We start from the raw sequence: 21,956 nt of genomic DNA, 5'->3' as shown, positions 1-21,956 counted from the left end.
GCTGTCCGGCCCGGGTCCAACCGGCTTGATCTGGTGGATCGGGCGGTGATCATGATCCGGGTCCGCGAGGGCGCAAGGGTCGCGGCGATCGCCCGGGAAATCGGCCGGGACAGGTCGGTGGTCTGGCGGGAAATCCGGCGGAACCGGGGCGCTGACGGGACGTATCAGGCCGATGTGGCACAGATACGCACCCATCAGCGTGCCCGGCGCCCCAAAGCCTTCAGGCTTCAGAACCCTGACTTGGCCAAATACGTCGAGGACGCCATGGATGATGGCTGGTCGCCGAAACTGGTTTCCTTGGTTCTGAAGCAGACCTTCGGCCACGATGAGAGCATGCAGGTCAGCCACGAAACGATTTATCAGAGCCTCTACGTCCAGGGCCGGGGCGAGTTGCGCAAGGATCTCTACCGGTGCCTCAGCACCAGCCGGAGCAAAAGAACGCCCCACGGTGAGCGGCCCCGGGGAAACGCAGGGCAGCACTACAAGGACGCTCCGAAGATCTCAGAACGCCCCGCCGAAGCCGCCGACCGTGCCGTTCCAGGGCATTGGGAAGGCGATCTCATCATCGGCAAAGACGGCCGCAGCGCCATCGGCACCTTGGTCGAGCGCGCCACCCGATACACGATGCTGCTGCACCTGCCCGGCCGGCACACCGCCCAGGAAGTCGCCGACGCGATGATCACTCAGTCACCGCCGAGGACCTCGAGGCAATCGCCGACAAGCTCAACAACCGGCCCCGCCCCACGCTGAACCTCGAAACCCCCAAACAACGCATGCGCCACCTCATCGCCGCCGCGGCCTAAACCCCGTTGTTGCAACGACCAATTGACTTTGAGGGGGGATCATGGGCGATAAGTGACCCCGCGTTGCTTCGGCGGCGGTTTAGACTGCGGCGCGCACCACCGGGATCGACGACGTCGGAAGGCCGCTGGGGAAGATGGTCGGTTCCGGGACGGTGACGGGCGCCAGCGGGACCCGGACCGGGCCGCCGTCGACCGTGAGCAGTTCCCCGCGCACGTCGACCTCCAGCGGCGCGCCGTCGCGGACGGTCAGGCTGATCGAATCCGGTTCGAGCCCGACGTGCAGGAGCCTGCCCTGGATCTTCAGGTGGAACTCGAGGCCGTCCCATTCGGCAGGCAGCCGGGGGTCGAAGTACGGCACAGCGCCCTGGTCCCGCAGCCCGGCGAAGCCGCTGACCAGCGAGCTCCACACCCCGCCGGTGGAGGCGATGTGGACGCCGTCGATCGTGTTGCCGTGGGTGTCGTCGAGATCGATGAACAGGGCGTGGGTGAAGTGGTCCAGCGCGGCCTTGCCGTAGCCGACCTCGGCCGCCATGATGCCCTGGACGCAGGCGGACAGCGTGGAGTCGCCCGTGGTGATGGGGTCGTAGAAATCGAAGGCGCGGCGCTTTTCCTCGGCGGTGAAGTCCTGCCACTGCAGGAACATGGCCAGCACGGTGTCGGCCTGCTTAAGGACCTGGTGACGGTAGATCACCAGCGGGTGGAAGTGCAGCAGGAGCGGGTACTTGGACCGGGGCGTGGTCCAGTCCCACGGTTCCAGGGTCATGAAGTCGTTGTCCTGGGAATGGACCTGGAGGTCCTCGTCGTAGGGCAGCTGCATGCGGTTTGCTGCCTGCTCCCAGAGCTGGCGTTCGGCGTCGTCGATCTCCGGGTGGTCCAGTGCCGCCGCGGCGCGCAGGTTGAAGCGCGCCATGACGTTCGTGTACAGGTTGTCGTTGACGACGGCGGTGTACTCGTCGGGACCCGTGACGCCGTGGATGTGGAACAGTCCGTCCTTGCCGAAGAAGCCGAGTGAGACCCACATCCGTGCAGTCTCGATCAGCAGATCGGAGCCCAGGGTGGCCTGGAACCCGGTGTCCCCGCTGGCCCAGATGTACCGGTTGGTCGCGAAGGCGATCGCGGCGGCGATGTGGAACTGTGCGGTGCCGGCCGCGTAGTAGGCGCTGGCCTCGAGTCCGTTGATGGTGCGCCAGGGGAAGAGGGCGCCGTCGACGCTGAGTTCCTTGGCGCGGATCTTCGCCTCGGGCAGGAGGTCGTGGCGGAATTCCAGGACCTGGCGGGCGTTGCCCGGGTTCGTGTAGGTCAAGTAGGGCAGCAGGTACACCTCCTGGTCCCAGAAGTAGTGGCCGTCGTAGCCGGAGCCGGACACGCCCTTGGCCGGGATGCCGGCCACATCGGCGCAGGCCGTGGCCTGCGCGAGCTGGAAGAGGTTCCAGCGCACGCCCTGCTGGAGCTCGGTCTGGCCCGCAAGGACGATGTCGCTTGTGCTCCAGTAGGCGCGGTAGTGGTCCTCGCTCTCGGTGAAGATCTCGCTGACCGGCTTGAGGCTGGCTTCGGCGTTGTCGGCGAGGTCCTCGGCGGCCTGACCCACGGCGTAGCTGACGCTTTTCTCCAGCACGAACGGTGCGTCCGCGCTGACGGCGAGCACGTAGCGCACGCTGCTGTCGTCCTGGTCCACCTGGGTGTCGAACGGCTGCACGCCGGCCGAGGTCCAGTGATCCACGGCCATCCCGAGCCGCTGCTTGGATTCCGAGGCTTCCCAGGACAGGCGCAGGGAGCCGTCCCCGCCGTCGAGCCGCAGGGGCAGCAGCACACGGCCGGCGTGGCGGCCGGCGCGGCGCGGATCATGGGCGGAGTGGTCCTCCACCGGCTGGTCCTGGCGGTTGATGACCGAGGACGTGACGTCCGCGGAGATATCCCGGTCGGCCGCCACTTCGAGGCTGATGCCCAGCGCCCCGCGGGTTGCGTAACCGACGGCGCGCCGTTCGGTGGTGGTCACGGTCGCGCCGGAACGGCACTGCCAGGTGATCCGGCACTCGTAGATACCCGTGGCGAAATCCACCGAGCGGCGGTAGTCCAGCACGGTGGACTCCTCCAGGCTCAGCGGCTCGCCGTCGATGATGACGGTGAAGTTGTTGGCGTCCGGGACGTAGAGGATCCGCTGGCCGGTGCGGGCGAAGCCGTACGCGTTTTCCGCGTGCTTGATGTCCCAGGTCTCGTGGAAGCCGTTGATGAAGCTGCCCGGAAGTTCGGCGTCCGCGGCACCCCAGTGCGCGCCGCGGATGCCCAGGTGCCCGTTGCCGAGGCTGAACAGGGTCTCCAGGGTGCCGGCATTGCCGGGGAGGTGAACGGTCTCGACCAGCTGCCAGGGATCGTTGGGGAACCGGGCGCGGTCCGAGGTGATGAGAGCCATGGTTTAGGGGGTTCCTTCGGCGGGAGTGGGCAGTGGGCTGGGCGGTGGGGTGAGCGGGCCGGGCTAGAGCAGTTCGGCGAGGTCGTTGACCACGACCGTGGCCCCGGCGTCGAGCAGGGTCTGCCGGCCGGCGCCGCGGTCGACGCCGATCACCGAGCGGAAGTCTCCCGCGCTGCCGGCCTGGACGCCGGAGACGGCGTCCTCCACCACGACGCACTCCTGGCTTGGCAGGCCCAGAAGCCTCGCGGCGTATTCGTAGGTGGCCGGGCTGGGCTTGCCGGGCAGCCCCTCGGCGACGGCGACGACGCCGTCGACCACCACCGGGAAGTAGTCGGACAGGCCGGCAGCCTTCAGCACGGCAGGGGCGTTGCGGGAAGAGGAGACGACGGCGAGCTTGAGTCCGCGGGCCAGCGCGGCCTCAACCAGCCGGACGGAGCCCTCGTACGGCTGGACTCCGCCGGCCTCGACGATGTCGTTGAAGACCTTGTTCTTGCGGTTTCCGAGTCCGTGGACGGTGTCATGCGCGGGCTCGTCGTTCAGCGGGCCCTCGGGCAGCACAATCCCGCGGGAGGCCAGGAAGTCCCGGACGCCGTCAAACCGCGGCTTGCCGTCGATGTGGTCGAAATAGTCGCTCTCACGGTAGGGCTCAGCACCGGGGACCGAGGCCAGGAAGCCGTCAAAGAGCTGCTTCCAGGCGTGCTCGTGCACCACGGCGGTGGGGGTCAGGACGCCGTCGAGGTCAAAAAGGATGGCGGTTGCACCGGAGAGCGCACCGGCGAGGCCGGAGGTGTCGGGAACTACAGTCATGAGTCGAGGTCCTTTCAGACGACGGGCAGGCAAGACGGTTTGGTCAAAGCGATGGTCTAAGGCAGGCAGTTCAGGGCTGCTCTGTTGGGGGCCGTTCCGGCGTCGGACGCCGTCCGGATCAGCGTCGGCGCGTGCTGGTGCGCTCTACCAATTTGGTGTCCAGCAGATGGTTCGAAGGCGGACTGGCAGGCGGCGTGGCAAGTCCTGAGCGATGAAGTCTTTCAATCAGCAGGTTGGCCGCGAACGCGCCCTGGCCGGCCAGCGGCTGGGCAATTATGGTCAGGCCCAGGAACCAACTCATCTGATGATCGTCTATTCCTATGATGGACACGTTTTCCGGCGCTGACAAACCGAGCTCCCGCATGGCCATGAGCGCACCGCAGGCCGTCTCGTCGCAACCGGCGAAGACCGCGGACGGCATCCCGGGGTTTTCCACAGGCTCCACCATGGCTAGCCGGCCGCCTTCGATGCTGGAGCCGGCGTCGAGCACGAGGTCCGGAGGAGACGGTGCAGCTGGAGAGTCCGGGGAGCGCGGGGACGTGCTGGATTCTCACGCGCGGGGTATTGGCCTGCGGCACGGGCTCAGCCCTTTCTTCCCCCCGAAGTAGTGGGCCCGGTGTTCATGGCCGAGGTCGATTGTAAGCGCTTACATATTTGGCATGCAAGTGGATGATTCTGAGTTTGGCAGCGGAGCGGGAACGGGTTGGCAGGCCTGCTTGGCCGTGGGTTGGCGGGACCGGCGGGTGTCTTGGTCAGCGCCTTGGTCAGCGCCCGGTCAGCGCAGGACGTAGTGCCGAAGGAACGCGCTGACGTCTACGAGTTCGGCCTTCGAGATCGTGTGGCCCATGCCCGGATAGGTCCTGGCTGTGAGCTGGGTATTCCGGTTCAGCCAAGCCTCGGTGTGCTCGGTAGCGGCGTCGTTGATGACGACGTCGCCCTTGTCCCGGCCCCAAAAGAACGGCGGCCGGGCGGTGAACGATTCACTCATCGCCAGCAGTTCGTTGTCCAGGACAAAACCCGAGAGCCCCACAGCTGCGCGGAATTGTTCCGGCCGGAGCCGCAGGAGCGTGCTGGCCATCGCCATCCCCTGCGAAAATCCGAACAGGCTGACGCTGCTGTGCCGGGCTTTGACCGACTCGATCCAGGCGAAGACCGCGTTCGTGGAGGCGATGACGTCGGCAAAGTCATGGGTGAGGAAATAGTCCAGCAGGAACCAGCCGTAGTGGTCTCCAATGTCCTTGGGTCCACGCAGGGCGGCGCAGCTGAACTCGGGCGGCAGGGAAGCGAACAGCTTGGACATGCGGAATTCGTCCGTGCCGTAGCCGTGCAGCATCACCAGCAGCGGGGTGCCGCCGCGTTCGTGTTCGGGTTTTGACCAGATCACCGTCTCCATTGGCTCAGCCTATCCAGCACCGCCACGCGTCCCGCCCCGCACGGGGCCGCGCTCCGCGGTTTCCGCGGCGGAAGCGGACCTCCGCTCCCCGGATCCGTGGCGCATCCGTCTGGAAAAGGCGCGGCTGGCCGAAACCGGCGCGGAAATTTTCCCCGCGGGGCGGAGGGTGCTTCATTGAAACAGTAGGGGCGGGGTTGTAGCGTGACGCTGGACAGCATGCTTACCATCATCAGTCCGCCCCCCGGGCATCAAGGAGCACGTTATGAGAATCGGTTCCGCAATCTTCCTCATCGCCATCGGCGCCATCCTGGCCTGGGCCGTCGTCCCGGGGCTGATCCCCAATGTGAACCAGGCCATGATCGGCTACATCCTGATGGCGGTCGGCGTGATTGGACTCATCGCTTCTCTCGTCCTCGCCGGCCCAGGACGCGGCCGCACGCGCCGGGTCAGCGAAAGCCGCACGGTAGTGGACCCCAACACCGGCGAGACCATCACCCGCAATGAGAGCCGCGACGCAGGCATCTGAGATTTCCCCGCACCCACTGAGCGGCGCGGAATTAAACGACCCGGAAGCCGGGCCGGACCTCGAGGTCGGGCCCGGCTTCCGCCATCCCGGCCCGCAACCACCCCAAGCGCAGCACATGCCCAGCCCCCGCGGCAGCCCATGGACATATCCCCCAAGTGCCCACTCCGCGGCCCGAACACTGGACATGCCCCCCCCCCCCCCCGGCGCCCGGCCCGCAACCACCCCAAGCGCAGCACATGCCCAGCCCCCGCGGCAGCCCATGGACACATTCCCCAAATGCCCACTCCGCGGTCCGAACACTGGACATATCCCCGCCGGAACGCGGCCCGACCACTGGACATGTCCCGCGGCGAAGCCCACCCTTCTGCGTTCATGTGGTTTTTCATTGACAAACCAACAAGAACAAAGATAAAGTCAAATAATTCCACTTCATGTGACGGGAGTCACCGAAGCGGCCAGGGCGCAATTCCAGCTCAACGCACGGCAAGAACAAGAACCAAGTCAGACGCAGTACGCAATGGAGGGTAAGTGTTCGCCGAAGAACGCCAGCAGCTGATCGTGGGGCTCATCTACGCCAGCGGCCGGGCCAGTGTCACGGACCTGGCCGAGCGCTTCAGCATCACCACCGAAACCATCCGCCGGGACCTCGCCGCCCTGGAAGCCTCCGGCAGCGTGCGCCGGGTGCACGGCGGCGCGGTCTCCCCGGACCGCTTCAGCACCACGGAAGAAAGCATCCTGGAGCGGACCGTCCAGCGGCAGCCCGAGAAGACCCGGATCGCCGAGGCCGCCTTGGCCCTCATTCCCCAGGGCCTCACCGGCAGCATCCTGATCGACGCCGGCTCCACCACGGAGGCCCTCGCCGAACTCCTGTCCGCCCGGGCCGCCGGAGCCGCCGCGCAGGGCACCGTTGCGGCGTCCGGGTCCGACGCCGAACTCGTCGTCATCACCCACTCCCTGCCCATCGCGTCCCGGCTGTCCGGCGGACCTGGGATCGCCCTGCACCTGCTCGGCGGCAAGGTCCGCGGCCTGACCCAGGCCGCCGTCGGCCAGTCCACGGTGGAAGCCGCCCGCCGGATCCGCCCGGACATCGCCTTCATCGGCACCAACGGCATCCATGCAGCCTTCGGGCTGAGCACACCCGATCCTGAAGAAGCCGCTGTCAAGGCTGCCTTCGTCCAATCAGCGCGCCGCATTGTGGTGCTGGCTGACTCCTCCAAGCTGGACGCGGAAACGCTGGTCCAGTTCGCCTCGTTGAAAGATCTGGACACCGTGATCACAGACACGCAACCCAGCCGGGAACTCGCCGACGCCCTTGCGGAAGCCGGAGTGGAGGTGGTGGTCGCGTGATTGTCACCCTCACCGCCAACCCCAGCTTGGACCGCACCGTGGCGCTGCCCGGCCCCCTCCTCCGCGGGGAAGTTCAGCGGGCCATCTCCGTCCGCCAGGAATCCGGCGGCAAGGGAGTCAACGTCTCCCGCGCCCTCGTCGCGTCGGGGCTGAAGACAGTCGCAGTTCTCCCCGGCGCCGAGGCCGACCCCGTCCTCACCGGCCTGCGGGAGACCGACGTTCCGTTCGCGGCCCTCCCGATTGGCGAGCCGCTGCGCAGCAACGTGGCCCTCACCGAGCCCGGCGGCGTCACCACCAAGATCAATGAACCCGGACCGGCCCTCAGCGAGGAGCAGCAGGAGGCCCTGATCAGCCTGTTGCTGGACCACGCCCGCGGTGCCGCCTGGGTAGTCCTGGCCGGCTCGCTCCCACCCGGGGTCCCGGCCGACTTCTACGCGACCGTCACCCGGCGGCTGCGGTCCATGTTCGACGGCGAGGCCGCACCACGGGTCGCCGTCGATTCATCCGGCGAACCCCTCGCCGCAGCGGTCTCCGGCGACACCTCGGGAAAGCCGGACCTCTTGAAACCCAACGCCGAGGAACTGGTGGAACTGGCTGCCGCAGCCGGTTTCGCCACGAACAAGTCCGCCGAGGAGCTCGAAGCGGACCCTGAGGCTGCAGCAGCTGCCGCCTCCGCCGTCGTGCGCTCCGGAGTGGGTGCCGTACTGGCCACCCTCGGCTCCAAGGGTGCCGTTCTTGTGACGGCCGACGGCGCGTGGCTGGCCACGCACCCGCCGGTCACCGCGGTCAGCACTGTCGGCGCCGGCGATTCCTCGCTGGCCGGATACCTGCTCGCATCCAGCCAGGGCGCCGCCCCGGTCGATTGCCTCCGTCAGGCGGTGGCCCATGGTGCCGCCGCCGCTTCCCTGCCTGGCTCCACTGTCCCGGCAGTCAACCAAACCACCCCTGATGCCGTAACCATCACGGCCCTCCGGAAGGATTGACAGTGACACAGCTCATTACCACCGAACTGGTCGAGCTCGACCAGAATCTGGGCAGCTCGCCCGAGGACGTGATCCGGCATCTGGCAGGCAGGGTTGCAGCCACCGGACGCGCCACCGAGGCCGAAGGGCTTTTCGCCGATGCCTTCGCCCGGGAATCCAAGACCGCCACGGGCGTCCCGGGCGGCATCGCGATCCCGCACTGCCGCTCGACGGCGGTCACCGAACCCACGCTGGCGATGGCGCGGCTGTCCCAGCCGGTCGACTTCGGCGCCAAGGACGGGCCCGCTGACATCATCTTCTTCATCGCCGCTCCCGAGGGCGCGGACCAGGACCACTTGAAGCTGCTTTCGAAGCTGGCGCGGTCGCTGATCAAGAAGGACTTCACGGCCAGCCTGCGCGCCGCGACCTCCGAGGCGGAAATTGTCGACCTCGTCGACGCCGCCCTGGCGGACAAGCCGGCCGCCCACACCGCTGCCGAAGCGACCGGCGCCGCATCCGCGGCCGGCGCCTCATCCGCGGCGGCCGCAACCGGTGAAGGTGCCGGCGCGGCGAAGGCCAAGGGGCCCAAGCGCCTCGTCGCCGTCACCGCGTGCCCCACCGGCATCGCCCACACCTACATGGCCGCCGACTCGCTCGTCGCCGCGGCCAAGGAGGTCGGCGTGGACCTGCAGGTCGAAACGCAGGGATCCTCCGGCGCCAAGGCACTTGACCCCGCCGTGATCGCCGCCGCCGATGCCGTGATCTTTGCAGTGGACGTGGACGTGCGCGGCAAGGAGCGCTTCGCCGGCATGCCGGTGATCAACGCGCCGGTCAAGCGCGGCATCGACGAACCGGACAAGATGGTCGCCGAGGCACTCGCCGCAGCGGACAACCCGCACGCCCACCGCGTGCCCCACTTCGGCGCCGAGGAGCAGGCTGAGATGGCCGCCGAGGAAAAGAGTGAGCACATTGGCACGAAGCTGAAGAAGGCCCTCCTGACCGGTGTCAGCTACATGATCCCGTTCGTGGCTGGCGGCGGTCTGCTGATCGCCCTCGGCTTCCTGCTGGGTGGCTACAACATCACCGCCTTCGCGGACAAGATCCTGGCGGAGAACAGCCTCACGAACTTGCCCACCGTGTACCCGGAGCTGGCCTGGGGCCCGCTGGGCGCCTACCTGGGGGCCGTGCTCTTCAAGATCGGCGCCCTGTCCCTGGGCTTCCTCGTACCCGCGCTGGCCGGCTACATCGCCTACGCCATTGCTGACCGGCCCGGCATCGCCCCGGGCTTCGTTTCCGGCGCCGTTGCCGTCTTCATGGGTGCCGGGTTCCTCGGCGGCATCGTGGGCGGCCTGATCGCCGGCTACGTGGCCCATTCGATCGGCAAGCTTAAAGTGGCCCGCTGGCTGCGCGGCCTGATGCCGGTGGTCGTTATCCCGCTCGTGGCGTCGCTCGCGGCGTCGGGCCTGTTGTTCGTGTTCCTGGGCGCTTACATCGCCCGGGTCACTGTCGGGCTCAACGAGTTCCTGTCGGGCCTCACCGGTGCCAGCGCCATCGCCCTGGGCGTCATCCTAGGCCTGATGATGTGCTTCGACCTCGGCGGTCCCGTCAACAAGGTTGCCTATTCCTTCGCAGTCGCCGGCCTGGGCGCAGCCTCCATCACCAACCAGGCCCCGTGGCAGATCATGGCGGCCGTCATGGCCGCCGGCATGGTCCCGCCGCTGGCCATGGCGTTGGCCGCGACCGTGCTGAACAAGAGGCTCTTCAGCCTTGCGGAACAGGAAAACGGCAAGGCTGCCTGGCTGCTGGGGGCCTCCTTCATCACCGAAGGCGCCATCCCGTTCGCCGCCGCGGACCCGCTCCGCGTCATCCCCGCCAGCATGCTCGGCGGCGCCGTGACCGGTGCCATCTCGATGGCGGCCGGCGTGGGCTCGAAGGCCCCGCACGGCGGAATCTTCGTCTTCTTCGCGATCGATTCGTTCCTGTGGTTCTGCATCGCCATTGCGGCCGGTACCGTTGTCGGCGCCTTCGCCGTGATCGGGCTCAAGCGCTGGGCAGTCAAGAAGCCGGTTGATACGGTGGAAACGGTTCCCGTAGCCGCCTGAACCGGGACGATTTTCCAAGCAGATACTCACAGCTGACAAACACCCAAGCTGACTTCAAGGAGCAGAAATGACCGAACGTAACGCCACCATTGCCAGCCGGGTCGGGCTGCACGCCCGTCCGGCCGCCATCTTCGCCGAGGCTGCAGGCGAGTTCGACAACCTCGAGATCACGATTGCCCGGCTGGGCGAGCCCGAGGACGAGGCGATGGACGCCGCCAGCATCCTGTCGCTGATGAGCCTCGGCGCATCGCACGGCGAAGTTGTGGTGTTGCGTGCCGAAGGTGAGGGCGCCGACGCCGCACTTGACCGCCTCGTGCAGATCCTTGAGACGGATCACGACGCCGAATAGCCTCACCTTCCGGCCCCGCGCCGGAACACCGGCAGCTTCAGTTGGCCCGGCCGCCCCCGATCAGGGGCCGGCCGGGCCTTCGCGTTGCCTGCCGCTTCGTTCAGAAGCAACGCGGGGTCATTTACGGCCCATTCCGGTGGGGTACTTGGGCGCTAAGTGACCCCGCGTTGCTCTGGCGGCGGACCGTCAGGGCAACTTTCATAAGCGGCCTTAGCAAATGCTTGTCACGGCCCCGCGGCGCGGCTAGTTTGGAATCCCCCGGCGGCACCGACCGCGGGGCGCCGCCCAGGTGGTTCCCGGCCGAAGGAGATGATCGCGCAGCCATGCCAACGACGAAAGGCAAGCCACAAGGCTCAGAGAGCCCCAGCATCAAGGACCCCGAGCTCTATGAGAAGTTGCTCGAGGACGGCGCCTCCAAGCAAAGAGCCGCCAGGATCTCCAACGCCGCCGCCAAGCGGGGCCGTTCCTCGGTCGGCCGCAAGGGCGGCAAGGCCGGAGACTACGAGGACTGGACAGTGCCGCAGCTGAAGGCACGCGCCAAGGAGATCGGCCTCAAAGGCTACTCGGCCAAGAAGAAGAACGAGCTCATCTCCGCCCTGCGGAACTCCTGATTAACGTGCACGACGGCGCCAGCCGGCATCCGGGCTCAGGCACGCTTTCGCGCCGTCTTCGACGCCGTCACTTTAGGCGCCGCTTCAGTCTTGGAAGCCGCGGCAGCCTTGGAACCGTTCCTGGCTGCCGCCGTCTTGGTGGCCGTGGATTTAGTGCCTGTGGCATTGGCTGCCGCCGTCTTGGCGGAGGTCCTCGGGGCGGCCTTCGCAGCAGAACCGGAGCCCCCGGCAGGAGTCTCCGCCGGCCCGCCGCCGCGCTTCTTCTCGATGCTGCGCTTGAGGGCTTCCATCAGGTCGATAACTTCGCCCTCGCCGGCCTCGGCGGGGGCGCCGAAGGTCTCCTCCGTGTCCAGCGACTCCCCCTTGTCCAGCTTGGCCTCAATCAGCTGGCGCAACTGCTCCTGGTAATCGTCCGTGAACTGGTCCGGCTCAAAGTCGGAGGCCATCGAGTCAACCAGGGCCGCGGACATCTCGCGTTCCTGCGCCGAGATCCGGATGGAGGTCTCGAGTGCGGGAAAGCTGGCCTCGCGGACCTCGTCGGCCCACAGCAGCGACTGCAGGACCAGGACCTCGTCGCGAATCCTCAGCGCGCCAAGCCGGGTCTTGTCCCGGAGCGCGAACTGCACAATTGCGACCCGGTCCGTGTCCTCGAGGGCGCGCCGCAGCAGCACATACGCCTTGGGCGACTTGGAGTCGGGTTCAAGGTAGTAGCTCTTTTCAAACATCATCGGATCGAGCTGGTCGACCGGAACGAACTGGACCACTTCGATTTCGTGGCTGTTTTCCGCCGGGATGGACTTGAGCTCGTCGCGCGTCAGGACCACCGTGCGGCCGTCGTCCTCGTAGGCCTTGTCGATGTCCTCGTAGTCGATGATCTTGCTGCAGACCTCGCAACGGCGCTGGTAGCGGATCCGGCCGCCGTCGGCGTTGTGGACCTGGTGGAGGCTGATGTCGTGGTCCTCGGTGGCGCTGTAGACCTTGACCGGCACGTTGACCAGCCCGAACGCTATTGCGCCTTTCCAGATGGCTCTCATGGATCAAGTGAACATCACAGTTGCGCGGAGGTGAAGGGTTTTGCCCAACGGTAAGGAACGCGTCCGCGTGGACGGGCGCGAACTGGTGCTCACCAACCTGGAAAAAATCATGTACCCGGAGACGGGCACCACCAAGGCCGACGTCCTGGCCTACTACGCCGCCGTCGCGCCGGTGCTGATCCCCGCCGCCCGCAACCGGCCGGCCACGCGGAAGCGCTGGGTCCACGGCGTCGGGACCGCAGATGCCCCGGGAGAGATGTTCTTCCAGAAGAACCTGGACCATTCAACGCCCGGCTGGGTGCCCCGTGCCGCCATCACGCACAAGGACCGGACCATCCAATATCCCCTGGTCAATGATCCCGCCACCCTCACCTGGCTGGCCCAGATCGCGGCCCTGGAGATCCACGTGCCGCAGTGGCGGGTTGACTCCCACGGCAACGCCATGCCGCCCGACCGGCTGGTGCTGGACCTGGACCCGGGCGAGGGCGCGGGACTGGCGGAGTGCGTGGAGGTGGCCAGGCTGGCCCGCACCATCCTGCAGGACGTTGGCCTGGACCCCGTACCGGTGACGAGCGGCAGCAAGGGCATCCACCTCTACGCGGCCCTGGACGGGTCCCAGAGCTCGGACCGGATTTCCGACTTCGCCCGCGAACTGGCCCGCTCGCTCGAGGCAGACCACCCGGATCTCGCCGTCAGCGACATGAAAAAGACCCTGCGCACGGGCAAGGTGCTGGTGGACTGGAGCCAGAACAACGCCGCCAAGACCACGATCGTGCCGTACTCGCTGCGCGGACGGCTCCGGCCGACGGTGGCCGCCCCGCGGACATGGCGGGAACTCAGCTCCGCGTCGCTGCACCAGCTGGATTTCCAGGAGGTGATGAAGCGCGTCGCAGCCGGCAAGGATCCGTTCGCCCCGGTTTCCGGCGGCCGGCACGGCGCCGGAGCCCCGGCGGCGCACGCGCCGGACCGCCGGGTGGACCACCGGCTCAGCGGACGGGCCGAAATCTCTCCCGAGCCGGCCGGCGACGGCGGCGACACCGATCCGCGGCTGGAAAAGTACCGCACCAAACGGGACAGGTCGGCCACTCCCGAGCCCTTCACCGCGGACCGTCACCACGCCGGGGACGACGGCGGGACACGGCGGGAGAAGTTCGTCATCCAGGAGCACCACGCCAGCCGGCTCCACTACGACTTCCGGCTGGAACGCGACGGCGTGCTGGTGTCCTGGGCGCTGCCCAAGGGCGTCCCGACCAGCAAAACCAAGAACCACCTCGCGGTCCAGACCGAGGACCACCCGCTGGACTACGCCGACTTCGAGGGTGACATTCCCAAAGGCCAGTACGGCGCCGGGACGGTCAGCATCTGGGACCACGGACACTACGAATGCGAAAAATGGATCGCGGGCAAGGAGGTCATCGCCACCCTGACCGGCGCGGAGGGCGGCGGCCTCGGCGGAGCGCGCAGGTTCGCCCTGATCCACACCGGCCGGGCCGGTGACCAGTGGCTGATCCACCTGATGGACCCTGCGGGCCCGCAAGGCCGTCCCGGCCCGCGGCCCCCGGCCGGCACAGCGGACAACCCGGCCGGCACGGCGGAGCATACCGAGAAAGACACTGACGAGGCAGCGGACGACGGCGGGGAGGACGGCTCAGCGGACGGCCGCGGCCACCGCGAGGGCGGAGCGGAAACCGCCGCCGGCACCGAACGTGCCCCCGACGCCTCCGGATTCAGCCCGATGCTGGCCACATCCGGGACCCTGGCGGACCTTCCGGACCTGGACTGGCAGATCGAGCTCAAGTGGGACGGGGTGCGGGCCCTGGTGATCGGCGACGCAACGACAGTCCGGCTCATCAGCCGCAATGGCATCGACATGTCAGTGAGCTACCCCGAGCTGACGGACCGGTCCTCCTGGCCGGAGCAGGGCTTCGTCGCCGACGCCGAGATCATCGCCGTCGGCCGCTCCGGCCGGCCCGACTTCGGGCTGCTGCAGGGCCGCATGAAACTGAGCAGGGCCGCCGACGTCGCCCGGGCGCAGCAGTCGACGCCCGTGCGGCTGATGCTGTTCGATCTGCTCTTCGACGCCGGCGAGGACCTGCGGCGCCAGCCGCTGAGTGAGCGGCGCCGCCGGCTGGAGCAGTTTTTCCGCCCTTCCGCCGCCCCGGTGGAGCTTTCCGGGGTGATCGATGGCGACGTCGCGCACATCCTGGAAAGCGCCGCCGAGCTCGGGCTCGAGGGGGTCATGGCCAAGCGCACGGACGGGCGCTACGTCGGCCAGCGCAGCCGGTCCTGGCTCAAGCTCAAGGTTGAACGGACCCAGGAGGTGGTGGTGGGCGGCTGGCGGCCCGGGAAAGGGGGGCGCCGGGAATCCGTGGGCTCGCTGCTGCTGGGGATTCCGGACGGCTCGAAACTACGGTACGTGGGCCGGGTGGGCAGCGGCTTCAGCGCCCGTGAACTCAAGGAACTCAGGCAACAACTCGACGCCCTGCCACGGAAGACCTCCCCGTTCCGGGACGTGCCGGACGCTGACGCGGCAGACGCCAACTGGGTGAGCGCAAAACTCGTCGGCGAGGTCACTTTCGGGGAATGGACCGGCAGCGGGAAGCTCCGGCACCCGGTGTGGCGCGGCTGGCGCCTGGATAAGGCGCCAGCCGACGTCGTGGCTGACCCTGCCGCCGGCCCCTAGTCGTGTGGGGCCAGCGGTGATGGGGCTAGTCGTGGTGGGGCAGCTGCGGACGGCTTTGCCGGTGCATGGCGCCGGCGGCCACCTGCTGGCCCTGCCGCCCGCGGGCGGTGTCGCGGTCCTTGGGGTGCCGCTGCTTGCCGCCGCCGTCCGGCCATTGCTGTCCCTGGCCGGGCCCGGGGGGAGCGTGGTGCAGGGCCTCGGGTCCCGGGGCTTCAGCCATGGACTGCGCCAGATGGCTCGCGACCTCGGGCTCGATTTCTTCTCCGAACTGATGATCCGCCATTGATCTTCCTTTCCGCTGTAATTAACCGCTGTGAAATGAAGTGTCCATCAATCGTAGGACTGCCCCGGGGAGATGTCTGTAGCGCCCGCCGTCGGACTTTCCGTCGGCCCGAATCCCGTCGGAAACCCCCGCAATCGAGGGCTGGCGCGGAAAATTTTGGGCGCGGCGCCGCCGGGATGGCCGGTTCCCAGTATCCGCGCGGCGAAAGCGGGCAAAAGAAATTAGTGAATTGCCCCCAATTTGCACGCGAAATGGGCGATCATACGGCACGCAACTCGGAAACTCCAGAGAATTCCCGTAAAATTGAAAGCCTGCCCAGAGCGGGGCAGCTACAAGTCGCAAGCAAATGATCTCCCTAGGAGCTTCCCAAATGCCCACAGACCGAAGCACGACCGACTCTTCAGCAGGCGTCATCGACGCCAGCAGAACCAACCAAGGCGCACCCAAGGGTGTGAAGAAACCGAAGCTACGTCGCCGTCGACTCCGCGAGTCCGACGTCAACGTTGTCGACCAGCCGATGCTCAAGAAGGCACTCGGCGGCACCATCGTGGGTAACACCATGGAGTGGTACGACGTCGGCGTGTTCGGCTACCTGATCACCACCATGGGACCGGTATTCCTGCCGGAGGCGGACAAGTCCGTCCAGACACTGTTCCTGCTCGGAACCTTCGCCGCCACCTTCATCGCCCGCCCCCTCGGCGGAGTCGTGTTCGGCTGGCTTGGCGACAAGATCGGCCGCCAGAAGGTCCTCGCCGCGACCCTGATGATCATGGCCGCCAGCACCTTCGCCGTCGGGCTCCTGCCCGGCTACGCACAGATCGGCATCTGGGCTGCGGTCCTGCTGGTCCTGTTCAAAGTTATCCAGGGCTTCTCTACCGGCGGTGAATACGCCGGCGCCACGACCTTTGTGAGCGAGTACGCCCCTGACAAGCGCCGCGGATTCTTCGCCAGCTTCCTGGACATGGGCAGCTACCTCGGTTTCGCCCTTGGCGCGGCCCTCGTTTCGGTGCTGCAGCTGACCCTCGGCCAGGACACCATGGAGCAGTGGGGCTGGCGCATCCCGTTCCTCCTTGCCGGCCCGCTCGGCCTGATCGCCGTGTACTTCCGGAGCAAGATCGAGGAATCCCCGCAGTTCCAGGCAACCCTGGATGCCCAGGAGAACCTCGCCAAGGACGCAACCGCCTCGGACACCACAGCCTCCAAGGGCCCGGTGGGCATCGTGAAGGCGTACTGGCGCTCCCTCATCGTCGCGATGATCCTGGTCGCGGCAGCAAACACCGCCGGCTACGCACTGACCTCCTACATGCCGACGTACCTGACGGAGTCCAAGGGCTACGACGAGCTGCACGGCACGCTGCTGACCATCCCCGTGCTGGTCATCATGAGCCTCTGCATCCCGCTGACCGGCAGGCTTTCTGACCGGATCGGCCGCCGCCCCGTGCTGTGGATCGGCGCCATCAGCACCGTCGTCCTCGCCACCCCCGCCTTCCTGCTGATCGGCATCGGTGAAATCTGGTCCACGCTGGCCGGCCTTTCCCTGATTGCCTTCCCCGTGACGTTCTACGTGGCCAACCTGGCGTCGGCCCTGCCGGCCCAGTTCCCGACGGCCAGCCGCTACGGCGCCATGGGCATCGCGTACAACTTCTCGGTGGCCATCTTCGGCGGCACCACGCCGTTCATCGTTGCCGCCCTGATCAGCGCAACCGGCAACGACATGATGCCGGCCTACTACCTGATGGCCACCTCGGCGATCGGCGCAGTAGCGATCTACTTCCTCAAGGAATCCGCGCAGATGCCGCTGCCCGGCTCAATGCCGAGCGTGGACACCCAGGCTGAGGCCCGCGAGCTGGTCGCGACGCAGGACGAGAACCCGCTGATCGACCTCGAGCACATGGACATGCCCATGGTCGCACCGGCCGTCGATTCCACCGCAGGGCGCGGGGATGCCGAGAAAGTCCCGGCCACAGCCTAAGCCTGCCGGCCCTACCGGACCGGCAGCAGCAGCAGTCCAGGCTACGTAGCTGACAGCCCCGCCCTTTGAGGCCTGTTCCGGATGCTTACCCGTTGGGGGACGCATCCGGGCAGGCCTTAGGCGTGTCCGAACCACAATCAGCACCCGGGCCCCGCGAACCCCCGGGAAAACCACAGGAACCACAGGAATCGGAGAGGCAGTTGTGAAGTCCCTGCTGCACCACATCCGTTCGCTGCACAGCCTGGCCCCGGCCAACAAGGACCACGTGTCGGCTTGGCGGGTGGCGATCAGCGTGGCCGTTCCGTCCCTGGCGCTCCTGGCGGCCGGTCGCCCCGGGCTGGCGGGCTACGCTGTTTTCGGCGCGCTGACCGGCATGTACGGCCGCACCGAGCCTCACCAGCTCCGGCTCCGGCATCAAGGCCAGGCGGCTGTCCTTTTGGTTGCCGGCGTAGGAGTCGGCGTCTTCCTCTCGGCCCACCACATTCATTCGTGGGCCCTGGTGATCATTGAGGCCGCGTTCGCCGGCGTGGGCTCGCTGTTCACGGACAAGACGGCTCTGAAACCCGCCGGTCCCTTCTTCGGGATCCTGGCCCTGGGCGCGTGCGCCTCCGTTCCCGCCGCCGTCCCCTGGCACACGGGCGTTCTCATCGCCGCGGGATCGGCCGCGTTCTCCATCATGGTCGGCTTTGGCGGCTGGTTTGTCGGCCGCACCTGGCAGCGCGGGAGGCGGCGGGACGTCACAGTGCTGCGCGGGGCCGGGCGCCGGGCGGCGTGGCTGCATGCCGCCCGCTACGTCACCGCTGTCGGCGGCGCCGGGACCCTGGGGGTCCTCAGCGGCAGCGGCCACCCGCACTGGGCCATGGCCGCGGCGGCGGTGCCGCTTGCCGGTGCGGACCTGCCCAGCAGCGTGTACCGCGGCGTCCACCGGATCGTCGGGACACTGGGCGGTCTCGTGGTGGTCGCGGCGGTCCTGTTCCCGTGGCCGGGGTCACCGCTGCTGGCCTTCCCCGGGCAGGAGGCCGCCGTCCTGGTCTGCCTCGTGATCGTGTTGCAGTTCAGCACCGAGCTGTTCATGACCCGGCACTACGGTCTTGCCATGGTCTCCTTCACCCCGGTGATCCTGCTGGTCGGACAGCTTGCCGCGCCGGCCGATCCCGCCGTGCTGGTGACCGAACGGGCCGTCGAAACACTCGTGGGCGCCGCCGTCGGGATCGCCGTCGTCGTACTGATCCGCCGACGGCGCCTGGCCGTCCGCTGATGTACCCGGCGGCTACTTGGCGCGCCGCGCCGGCCCGGCGATGAGCTTTGAGGGCAGCACCCGCGAAACCGAGGTCAGGACTTTGTAGCGCTTGCTGGGGATCGAGACGGCCTTGCCCTTGGCGTTGTCCGCCAGTCCCTCGCTGACCACCTGCCGGGCCTCGAGCCACATCCAGCGCGGCGTCGCCGTCTTGTCCATCCCCATCCGGTCGTGGAACTCGGTGTGGGTGAAGCCGGGGCACACGGCGGTGACCTTCACCCCCCGCGCCGCATAGGCCATGTTGGCCGAGCGCGAGAAACTCAGCAGCCAGGCCTTCGCTGCGGAATAGGTGCCGCGGGGCAGGAAGGCCGCCACGCTGGCGACGTTGATGATCCTGCCGGACTGGCGCCCGAGCATGCCTTGCAGGGCGGCGTGGCTGAGCTCCATGGCGGTTTCGACATGGAGCTTCAGGTGTTTCTTCTCCTCGGCAATGTCGTTGTCCTCGAAGGGCCGCAACAGGCCGATTCCCGCGTTGTTGACCAGGATCTCCACCGGCCGCGCGGGGTCGGTCAGGCGCGCGACGACGGCGGCAATCCCTGCGTCGTCGGTCAGGTCCGCGGCGATCGTCTCCGTCGCGGTCCCGTAGCTGTTCTCCAGCTCCGCAGCGGTGGCCGCGAGGCGGCCGGCGTCGCGGGCCACGAGCACCACGCGGTGGCCCTGCTCGGCGAGCTGGCGGGCGAACTCGGCGCCAAGGCCTGCCGTCGCGCCCGTGACCAGGGCTATGCTGCCGGATGTAGAGGCTGTTTGAGGGTTCATAGCGACAGCCTAGTCTCGTCCCGGCTCAGGCCAGGGCCGTGTCTTGCGCCAGTTCGTCCCCTGCCGGGTCACCGTCATCGAGCAGGTGGCGGTTCTGAAGCTCTTCGGCCGCAAGCTCGTACCAGGTGTGCGCCCCGAAAGACGGGCTGCTGGTGTCGAGGTGGCGGTAGAGAGCGTCCGCGAGCCGGCACAGCGCCGTGTCGGACAGTGCCCGGACCGTGGCCACAGGATCCAGCGTTCCCTCGAAGTACTCCGAAAGCGCCAGCCCGTCGATGGAGCCAAGGTCGCTGGCGCCGCCGGTTTCCGCGGCCAGCGGGCTGTTGGCCTCCCCCAGCCCGGAGTCGGATCCGGAGCCGGACCCGACGTCGAGCAGTCCGGCAGCTTCGCTGTCTCCGTTCCCGGCGACGGCGACGGGGGCCGGGCGGTAGTCGGTGTCGAGTCCGGCGAGGACTTCGGCGTCGGCGCCGACGTGCACGAGGCAGATTGGCAGCACCGCCGGCTCGTCGAGGGCGAACCGAAGCGGTCCGGCCTCAGCGGAGCCCCCGGCATCGGGAGAGTGCAGGTGTCCGGCATCAGCGAGACGCCGGAGGTCCAGCAGCACCTCAGGGTCCAGGTGGGAGGCGCCGTGGAGATCGACGACCACGGCGCCCGGTTCAAGGCGGCAGGCGCGGCGCACAATGTGCAGGAGGGTTGCTGAGTCAGACTGGGTAACGCAGCCGGTAATTTCGAGGGTGACCTGTGCGGGATCGACGTCCACCCGGACAAGCACACGCAGTTTATGGTTCATGGGGTACTCCAAAGTCACCTGTCCAAGAGCCAACTGCATAACTCTGGTCAAACTTTACGAGGTTGGTCCGCTGCCCACAAGCGGGCAGGCCGATGACTCCGTTCCGGCCCCCGCGCCAGGCGCTCAGGCTCCCTCTGGGACCCGCTCCGGCCAGTCCACATACTGGTGGTACGACTCATGTTTGCGCAGGTAGCGGTACATGAACGGGCAATTCGGGATGATCCGCTTGCCGGAGGCAACCACGTCATCGAGGGCGAAGTGCGCCAGCACTTTGGCGAGCCCTTGGCCCTGGAACTGCTCTGCGGTATCCGTGTGGATAAAGTCGATATGGCCCGGCCTGTCGATGAAGCGCACCTGGACGGCCAGCTTGTCGCCGACACGGAGTTCGTAACGGTGCAGCTCGTCGTTCCGGGTGGTGGAGACGTCCGGGGTGAAGGTGTCTTCCGTGGTTGCCGAGTTCTCCGTCATGGTTCGACATTGGCACTTAATGGCGGGCGTGGCAATGGCGGTTCCGATCCGCCCTGCCCGTCAGGTGGCGTCGTGAGCCGAACCGGAATCCGGCCCAGGAGCACGACGGCGAGCGCGAAGCAGGCGGCACCCCCGCCGAGGAGCCCGGGCGTGAGCCCGGTGAGCGCGGCGTTGACTGCCGGGACAAAAACGGCGACTGCGGCCAGCAGCACGGCGGCCGCCGGCCGGCTCGGCGACGGGCCGGACGCCGTCGGCCGCTCCTCCAGCCTGCCAAACAATGCCACCACCGGCAGCAGCAGGGCGATGACGCCCAACAGCACCAGGGGCCGCCCCCACCACCAGGCCGCACTACCCCCGGGGGGCTGCGGGAAATCCGTCAGCAGCAGCACCCCGGACATCGCCGCCAGCAGGGGCAGATGCCACAGATAAACAGTCATTGACCGCCGGCCGGCCACGCCCATCATCCGGCGCACCCCGGCCACGGACGCGATCCGGGACAGCACCGGCCGGAAGAGCTGGAGGGCGGCGGCCTGCGAGATGCCCAGGAGCAGCAGCGTCACATTGGGCGGATTGAGGTTCACCAGCATGTTCCCGGAATACAGCCCCAGCAGGACTATCAACCCCAGCAGCATGTTGCTGGCAACCATGATGCCCAGGTGCGCCGGCCGGCCCGGCAGCAGCCGCGGGCCATCCGCCACGATGAATCCGAGCTGCTGCACGGCGCACCACAGGAACAGCATGTTCAGGTATGCCAGCAGCGGCAGCACTCCCCGCAGGCAATCGACCGTCACCACCAGGGCGGTGAGGCCGGCGAAGGTCAGCCATGGCGCGCGGGTGTGGAGAGCCGCCAGCCAGGGAAGGTTGAGTTGCGCGGCGAGGTACGCGGCCAGGAACCACAGCGGCATGCCGGCTCCGCTGGTGAGCAGCTCGATGACCTGAGGGTCAACCCCTGCGAGGCGGGCCGCCGACAGGCCAACGAACATGACCGCCAACAGGACGGCGGCCGGCCGGATCAGGCGCAGCAGCCGGGCCTGCATGAAATCGAAGGCGTTGCCGCCCCTGGCGCGGAGCCGGCGCCAGGACTGCAGCCCGGTGATGCCTCCGGCCACAAAGAACAGCGGCATGATCTGGAAGACCCACACCACTGGTTCAAACCAGTGCTGATCGCCCAAGGTGTTCTCGGAGGTCACGGTGCCGTCCGGGTGCAGTACGGGACTCACCATCATGGTGTGCGCGACCACCACCAATGCCAGGCAAAAGAACCGGACAAGGTCGATCACCGGGTCTCGGTCCGGCATCGGCGCCGGGTCGCCGGTTGGCCGCTGCTGCGCAAGCATGGCACCCCTCGGGAAGACAGGCTGTGTTG

At 67.7% G+C, this 21,956-nt stretch carries 19 protein-coding genes and 1 pseudogene; 10 read left to right on the top strand and 10 right to left on the bottom strand.

Going from position 1 to position 21,956, the window contains the following annotated elements:
- Positions 1-803: pseudogene (locus AC1DBX_RS17260) on the top strand (IS30 family transposase); the annotation flags it as partial.
- A gap of 79 nt (positions 804-882) precedes the next feature.
- Here the strand turns inward: AC1DBX_RS17260 and AC1DBX_RS17255 are convergent.
- From AC1DBX_RS17255 to AC1DBX_RS17240, 4 genes are all read right to left on the bottom strand, one after another.
- Positions 883-3,213, bottom strand: a complete 2,331-nt coding sequence (locus AC1DBX_RS17255; protein ID WP_476932317.1) for a glycoside hydrolase family 65 protein — start codon at positions 3,211-3,213, stop codon at positions 883-885.
- Positions 3,214-3,276: 63 nt separating this feature from the next.
- Positions 3,277-4,020, bottom strand: a complete 744-nt coding sequence (locus tag AC1DBX_RS17250; protein WP_476870180.1) for an HAD family hydrolase — start codon at positions 4,018-4,020, stop codon at positions 3,277-3,279.
- A gap of 118 nt (positions 4,021-4,138) precedes the next feature.
- Positions 4,139-4,510 carry a substrate-binding domain-containing protein gene (locus AC1DBX_RS17245; protein ID WP_476870181.1) on the bottom strand — a complete coding sequence of 124 codons (372 nt, stop codon included), beginning with the start codon at positions 4,508-4,510 and terminating at the stop codon, positions 4,139-4,141.
- Between the two features lie 285 nt (positions 4,511-4,795).
- Positions 4,796-5,413, bottom strand: a complete 618-nt coding sequence (locus AC1DBX_RS17240) for an alpha/beta hydrolase (RefSeq protein ID WP_079552210.1) — start codon at positions 5,411-5,413, stop codon at positions 4,796-4,798.
- Positions 5,414-5,675: 262 nt separating this feature from the next.
- Here AC1DBX_RS17240 and AC1DBX_RS17235 point away from each other — a divergent pair, with 262 nt between their 5' ends.
- The 6 genes from AC1DBX_RS17235 (at position 5,676) to AC1DBX_RS17210 (ending at position 11,310) form a co-directional block, all read left to right on the top strand.
- A complete protein-coding gene (locus AC1DBX_RS17235; protein WP_476932316.1) occupies positions 5,676-5,939 on the top strand; it encodes a DUF6458 family protein in 264 nt (87 codons plus the stop codon).
- Between the two features lie 528 nt (positions 5,940-6,467).
- Complete coding sequence (locus AC1DBX_RS17230; protein WP_476859483.1) at positions 6,468-7,286, top strand: DeoR/GlpR family DNA-binding transcription regulator; 819 nt, start codon at positions 6,468-6,470, stop codon at positions 7,284-7,286.
- On the top strand, positions 7,283-8,269 hold the full coding sequence (locus AC1DBX_RS17225; RefSeq protein ID WP_230008209.1) for a 1-phosphofructokinase family hexose kinase: 987 nt from the start codon (positions 7,283-7,285) through the stop codon (positions 8,267-8,269). The genes AC1DBX_RS17230 and AC1DBX_RS17225 overlap by 4 nt, the downstream gene beginning before the upstream one ends.
- Before the next feature lie 2 nt (positions 8,270-8,271).
- Positions 8,272-10,350, top strand: coding sequence for a PTS fructose transporter subunit IIABC (locus AC1DBX_RS17220; RefSeq protein ID WP_476932315.1), 2,079 nt, complete (start codon positions 8,272-8,274; stop codon positions 10,348-10,350).
- A 67-nt stretch (positions 10,351-10,417) separates the two neighbouring features.
- Complete coding sequence (locus AC1DBX_RS17215; RefSeq protein WP_018774864.1) at positions 10,418-10,699, top strand: HPr family phosphocarrier protein; 282 nt, start codon at positions 10,418-10,420, stop codon at positions 10,697-10,699.
- A gap of 323 nt (positions 10,700-11,022) precedes the next feature.
- Positions 11,023-11,310, top strand: coding sequence for a DUF7218 family protein (locus tag AC1DBX_RS17210; protein WP_476932314.1), 288 nt, complete (start codon positions 11,023-11,025; stop codon positions 11,308-11,310).
- 35 nt (positions 11,311-11,345) lie between these two features.
- On the opposite strand, the gene ku is transcribed toward AC1DBX_RS17210, so the two are convergent.
- Positions 11,346-12,344 carry a non-homologous end joining protein Ku gene (gene ku, locus AC1DBX_RS17205; protein ID WP_476932313.1) on the bottom strand — a complete coding sequence of 333 codons (999 nt, stop codon included), beginning with the start codon at positions 12,342-12,344 and terminating at the stop codon, positions 11,346-11,348.
- A gap of 109 nt (positions 12,345-12,453) precedes the next feature.
- Between ku and AC1DBX_RS17200 the strand changes: the two genes are divergently transcribed.
- Positions 12,454-15,027, top strand: coding sequence for an ATP-dependent DNA ligase (locus AC1DBX_RS17200; protein ID WP_476932318.1), 2,574 nt, complete (start codon positions 12,454-12,456; stop codon positions 15,025-15,027).
- A 25-nt stretch (positions 15,028-15,052) separates the two neighbouring features.
- Here the strand turns inward: AC1DBX_RS17200 and AC1DBX_RS17195 are convergent, their stop codons facing one another.
- Complete coding sequence (locus AC1DBX_RS17195) at positions 15,053-15,310, bottom strand: hypothetical protein (protein ID WP_476932312.1); 258 nt, start codon at positions 15,308-15,310, stop codon at positions 15,053-15,055.
- A 370-nt stretch (positions 15,311-15,680) separates the two neighbouring features.
- Between AC1DBX_RS17195 and AC1DBX_RS17190 the strand changes: the two genes are divergently transcribed.
- On the top strand, positions 15,681-17,282 hold the full coding sequence (locus tag AC1DBX_RS17190) for an MFS transporter (protein ID WP_476849874.1): 1,602 nt from the start codon (positions 15,681-15,683) through the stop codon (positions 17,280-17,282).
- 202 nt (positions 17,283-17,484) lie between these two features.
- Positions 17,485-18,540 carry an FUSC family protein gene (locus tag AC1DBX_RS17185; protein WP_476932311.1) on the top strand — a complete coding sequence of 352 codons (1,056 nt, stop codon included), beginning with the start codon at positions 17,485-17,487 and terminating at the stop codon, positions 18,538-18,540.
- A 12-nt stretch (positions 18,541-18,552) separates the two neighbouring features.
- Here the strand turns inward: AC1DBX_RS17185 and AC1DBX_RS17180 are convergent, their stop codons facing one another.
- The 4 genes from AC1DBX_RS17180 to AC1DBX_RS17165 form a co-directional block, all read right to left on the bottom strand.
- On the bottom strand, positions 18,553-19,335 hold the full coding sequence (locus AC1DBX_RS17180; RefSeq protein ID WP_476932310.1) for an SDR family NAD(P)-dependent oxidoreductase: 783 nt from the start codon (positions 19,333-19,335) through the stop codon (positions 18,553-18,555).
- Between the two features lie 25 nt (positions 19,336-19,360).
- Complete coding sequence (locus AC1DBX_RS17175; protein ID WP_476932309.1) at positions 19,361-20,122, bottom strand: hypothetical protein; 762 nt, start codon at positions 20,120-20,122, stop codon at positions 19,361-19,363.
- A gap of 123 nt (positions 20,123-20,245) precedes the next feature.
- Positions 20,246-20,590: a GNAT family N-acetyltransferase gene (locus AC1DBX_RS17170; protein WP_028276599.1), complete on the bottom strand. Its 345-nt coding sequence runs from the start codon at positions 20,588-20,590 to the stop codon at positions 20,246-20,248.
- Positions 20,587-21,927, bottom strand: a complete 1,341-nt coding sequence (locus AC1DBX_RS17165) for an acyltransferase family protein (RefSeq protein ID WP_476849876.1) — start codon at positions 21,925-21,927, stop codon at positions 20,587-20,589. The genes AC1DBX_RS17170 and AC1DBX_RS17165 overlap by 4 nt, the downstream gene beginning before the upstream one ends.
- Between the last annotated feature and the right edge of the window lie 29 nt (positions 21,928-21,956).

This window comes from Arthrobacter sp. 10N44_2, from assembly GCF_056394385.1.
The sequence above is the reverse complement of the archived record's forward strand: the minus strand, read 5'-3'. Positions and strand labels throughout refer to the sequence as shown.

What these genes read in the sequence shown, in the direction of transcription:
- AC1DBX_RS17255 (WP_476932317.1), bottom strand. Translation starts at nt 3,213, where the DNA reads ATGGCTCTCATCACCTCGGACCGCGCCCGGTTCCCCAACGATCCCTGG.
- AC1DBX_RS17250 (WP_476870180.1), bottom strand. Translation starts at nt 4,020, where the DNA reads ATGACTGTAGTTCCCGACACCTCCGGCCTCGCCGGTGCGCTCTCCGGT.
- AC1DBX_RS17240 (WP_079552210.1), bottom strand. Translation starts at nt 5,413, where the DNA reads ATGGAGACGGTGATCTGGTCAAAACCCGAACACGAACGCGGCGGCACC.
- AC1DBX_RS17235 (WP_476932316.1), top strand. Translation starts at nt 5,676, where the DNA reads ATGAGAATCGGTTCCGCAATCTTCCTCATCGCCATCGGCGCCATCCTG.
- AC1DBX_RS17215 (WP_018774864.1), top strand. Translation starts at nt 10,418, where the DNA reads ATGACCGAACGTAACGCCACCATTGCCAGCCGGGTCGGGCTGCACGCC.
- AC1DBX_RS17210 (WP_476932314.1), top strand. Translation starts at nt 11,023, where the DNA reads ATGCCAACGACGAAAGGCAAGCCACAAGGCTCAGAGAGCCCCAGCATC.
- ku (WP_476932313.1), bottom strand. Translation starts at nt 12,344, where the DNA reads ATGAGAGCCATCTGGAAAGGCGCAATAGCGTTCGGGCTGGTCAACGTG.
- AC1DBX_RS17200 (WP_476932318.1), top strand. Translation starts at nt 12,454, where the DNA reads ATGTACCCGGAGACGGGCACCACCAAGGCCGACGTCCTGGCCTACTAC.
- AC1DBX_RS17195 (WP_476932312.1), bottom strand. Translation starts at nt 15,310, where the DNA reads ATGGCGGATCATCAGTTCGGAGAAGAAATCGAGCCCGAGGTCGCGAGC.
- AC1DBX_RS17190 (WP_476849874.1), top strand. Translation starts at nt 15,681, where the DNA reads ATGCCCACAGACCGAAGCACGACCGACTCTTCAGCAGGCGTCATCGAC.
- AC1DBX_RS17180 (WP_476932310.1), bottom strand. Translation starts at nt 19,335, where the DNA reads ATGAACCCTCAAACAGCCTCTACATCCGGCAGCATAGCCCTGGTCACG.
- AC1DBX_RS17175 (WP_476932309.1), bottom strand. Translation starts at nt 20,122, where the DNA reads ATGAACCATAAACTGCGTGTGCTTGTCCGGGTGGACGTCGATCCCGCA.
- AC1DBX_RS17170 (WP_028276599.1), bottom strand. Translation starts at nt 20,590, where the DNA reads ATGACGGAGAACTCGGCAACCACGGAAGACACCTTCACCCCGGACGTC.
- AC1DBX_RS17165 (WP_476849876.1), bottom strand. Translation starts at nt 21,927, where the DNA reads ATGCTTGCGCAGCAGCGGCCAACCGGCGACCCGGCGCCGATGCCGGAC.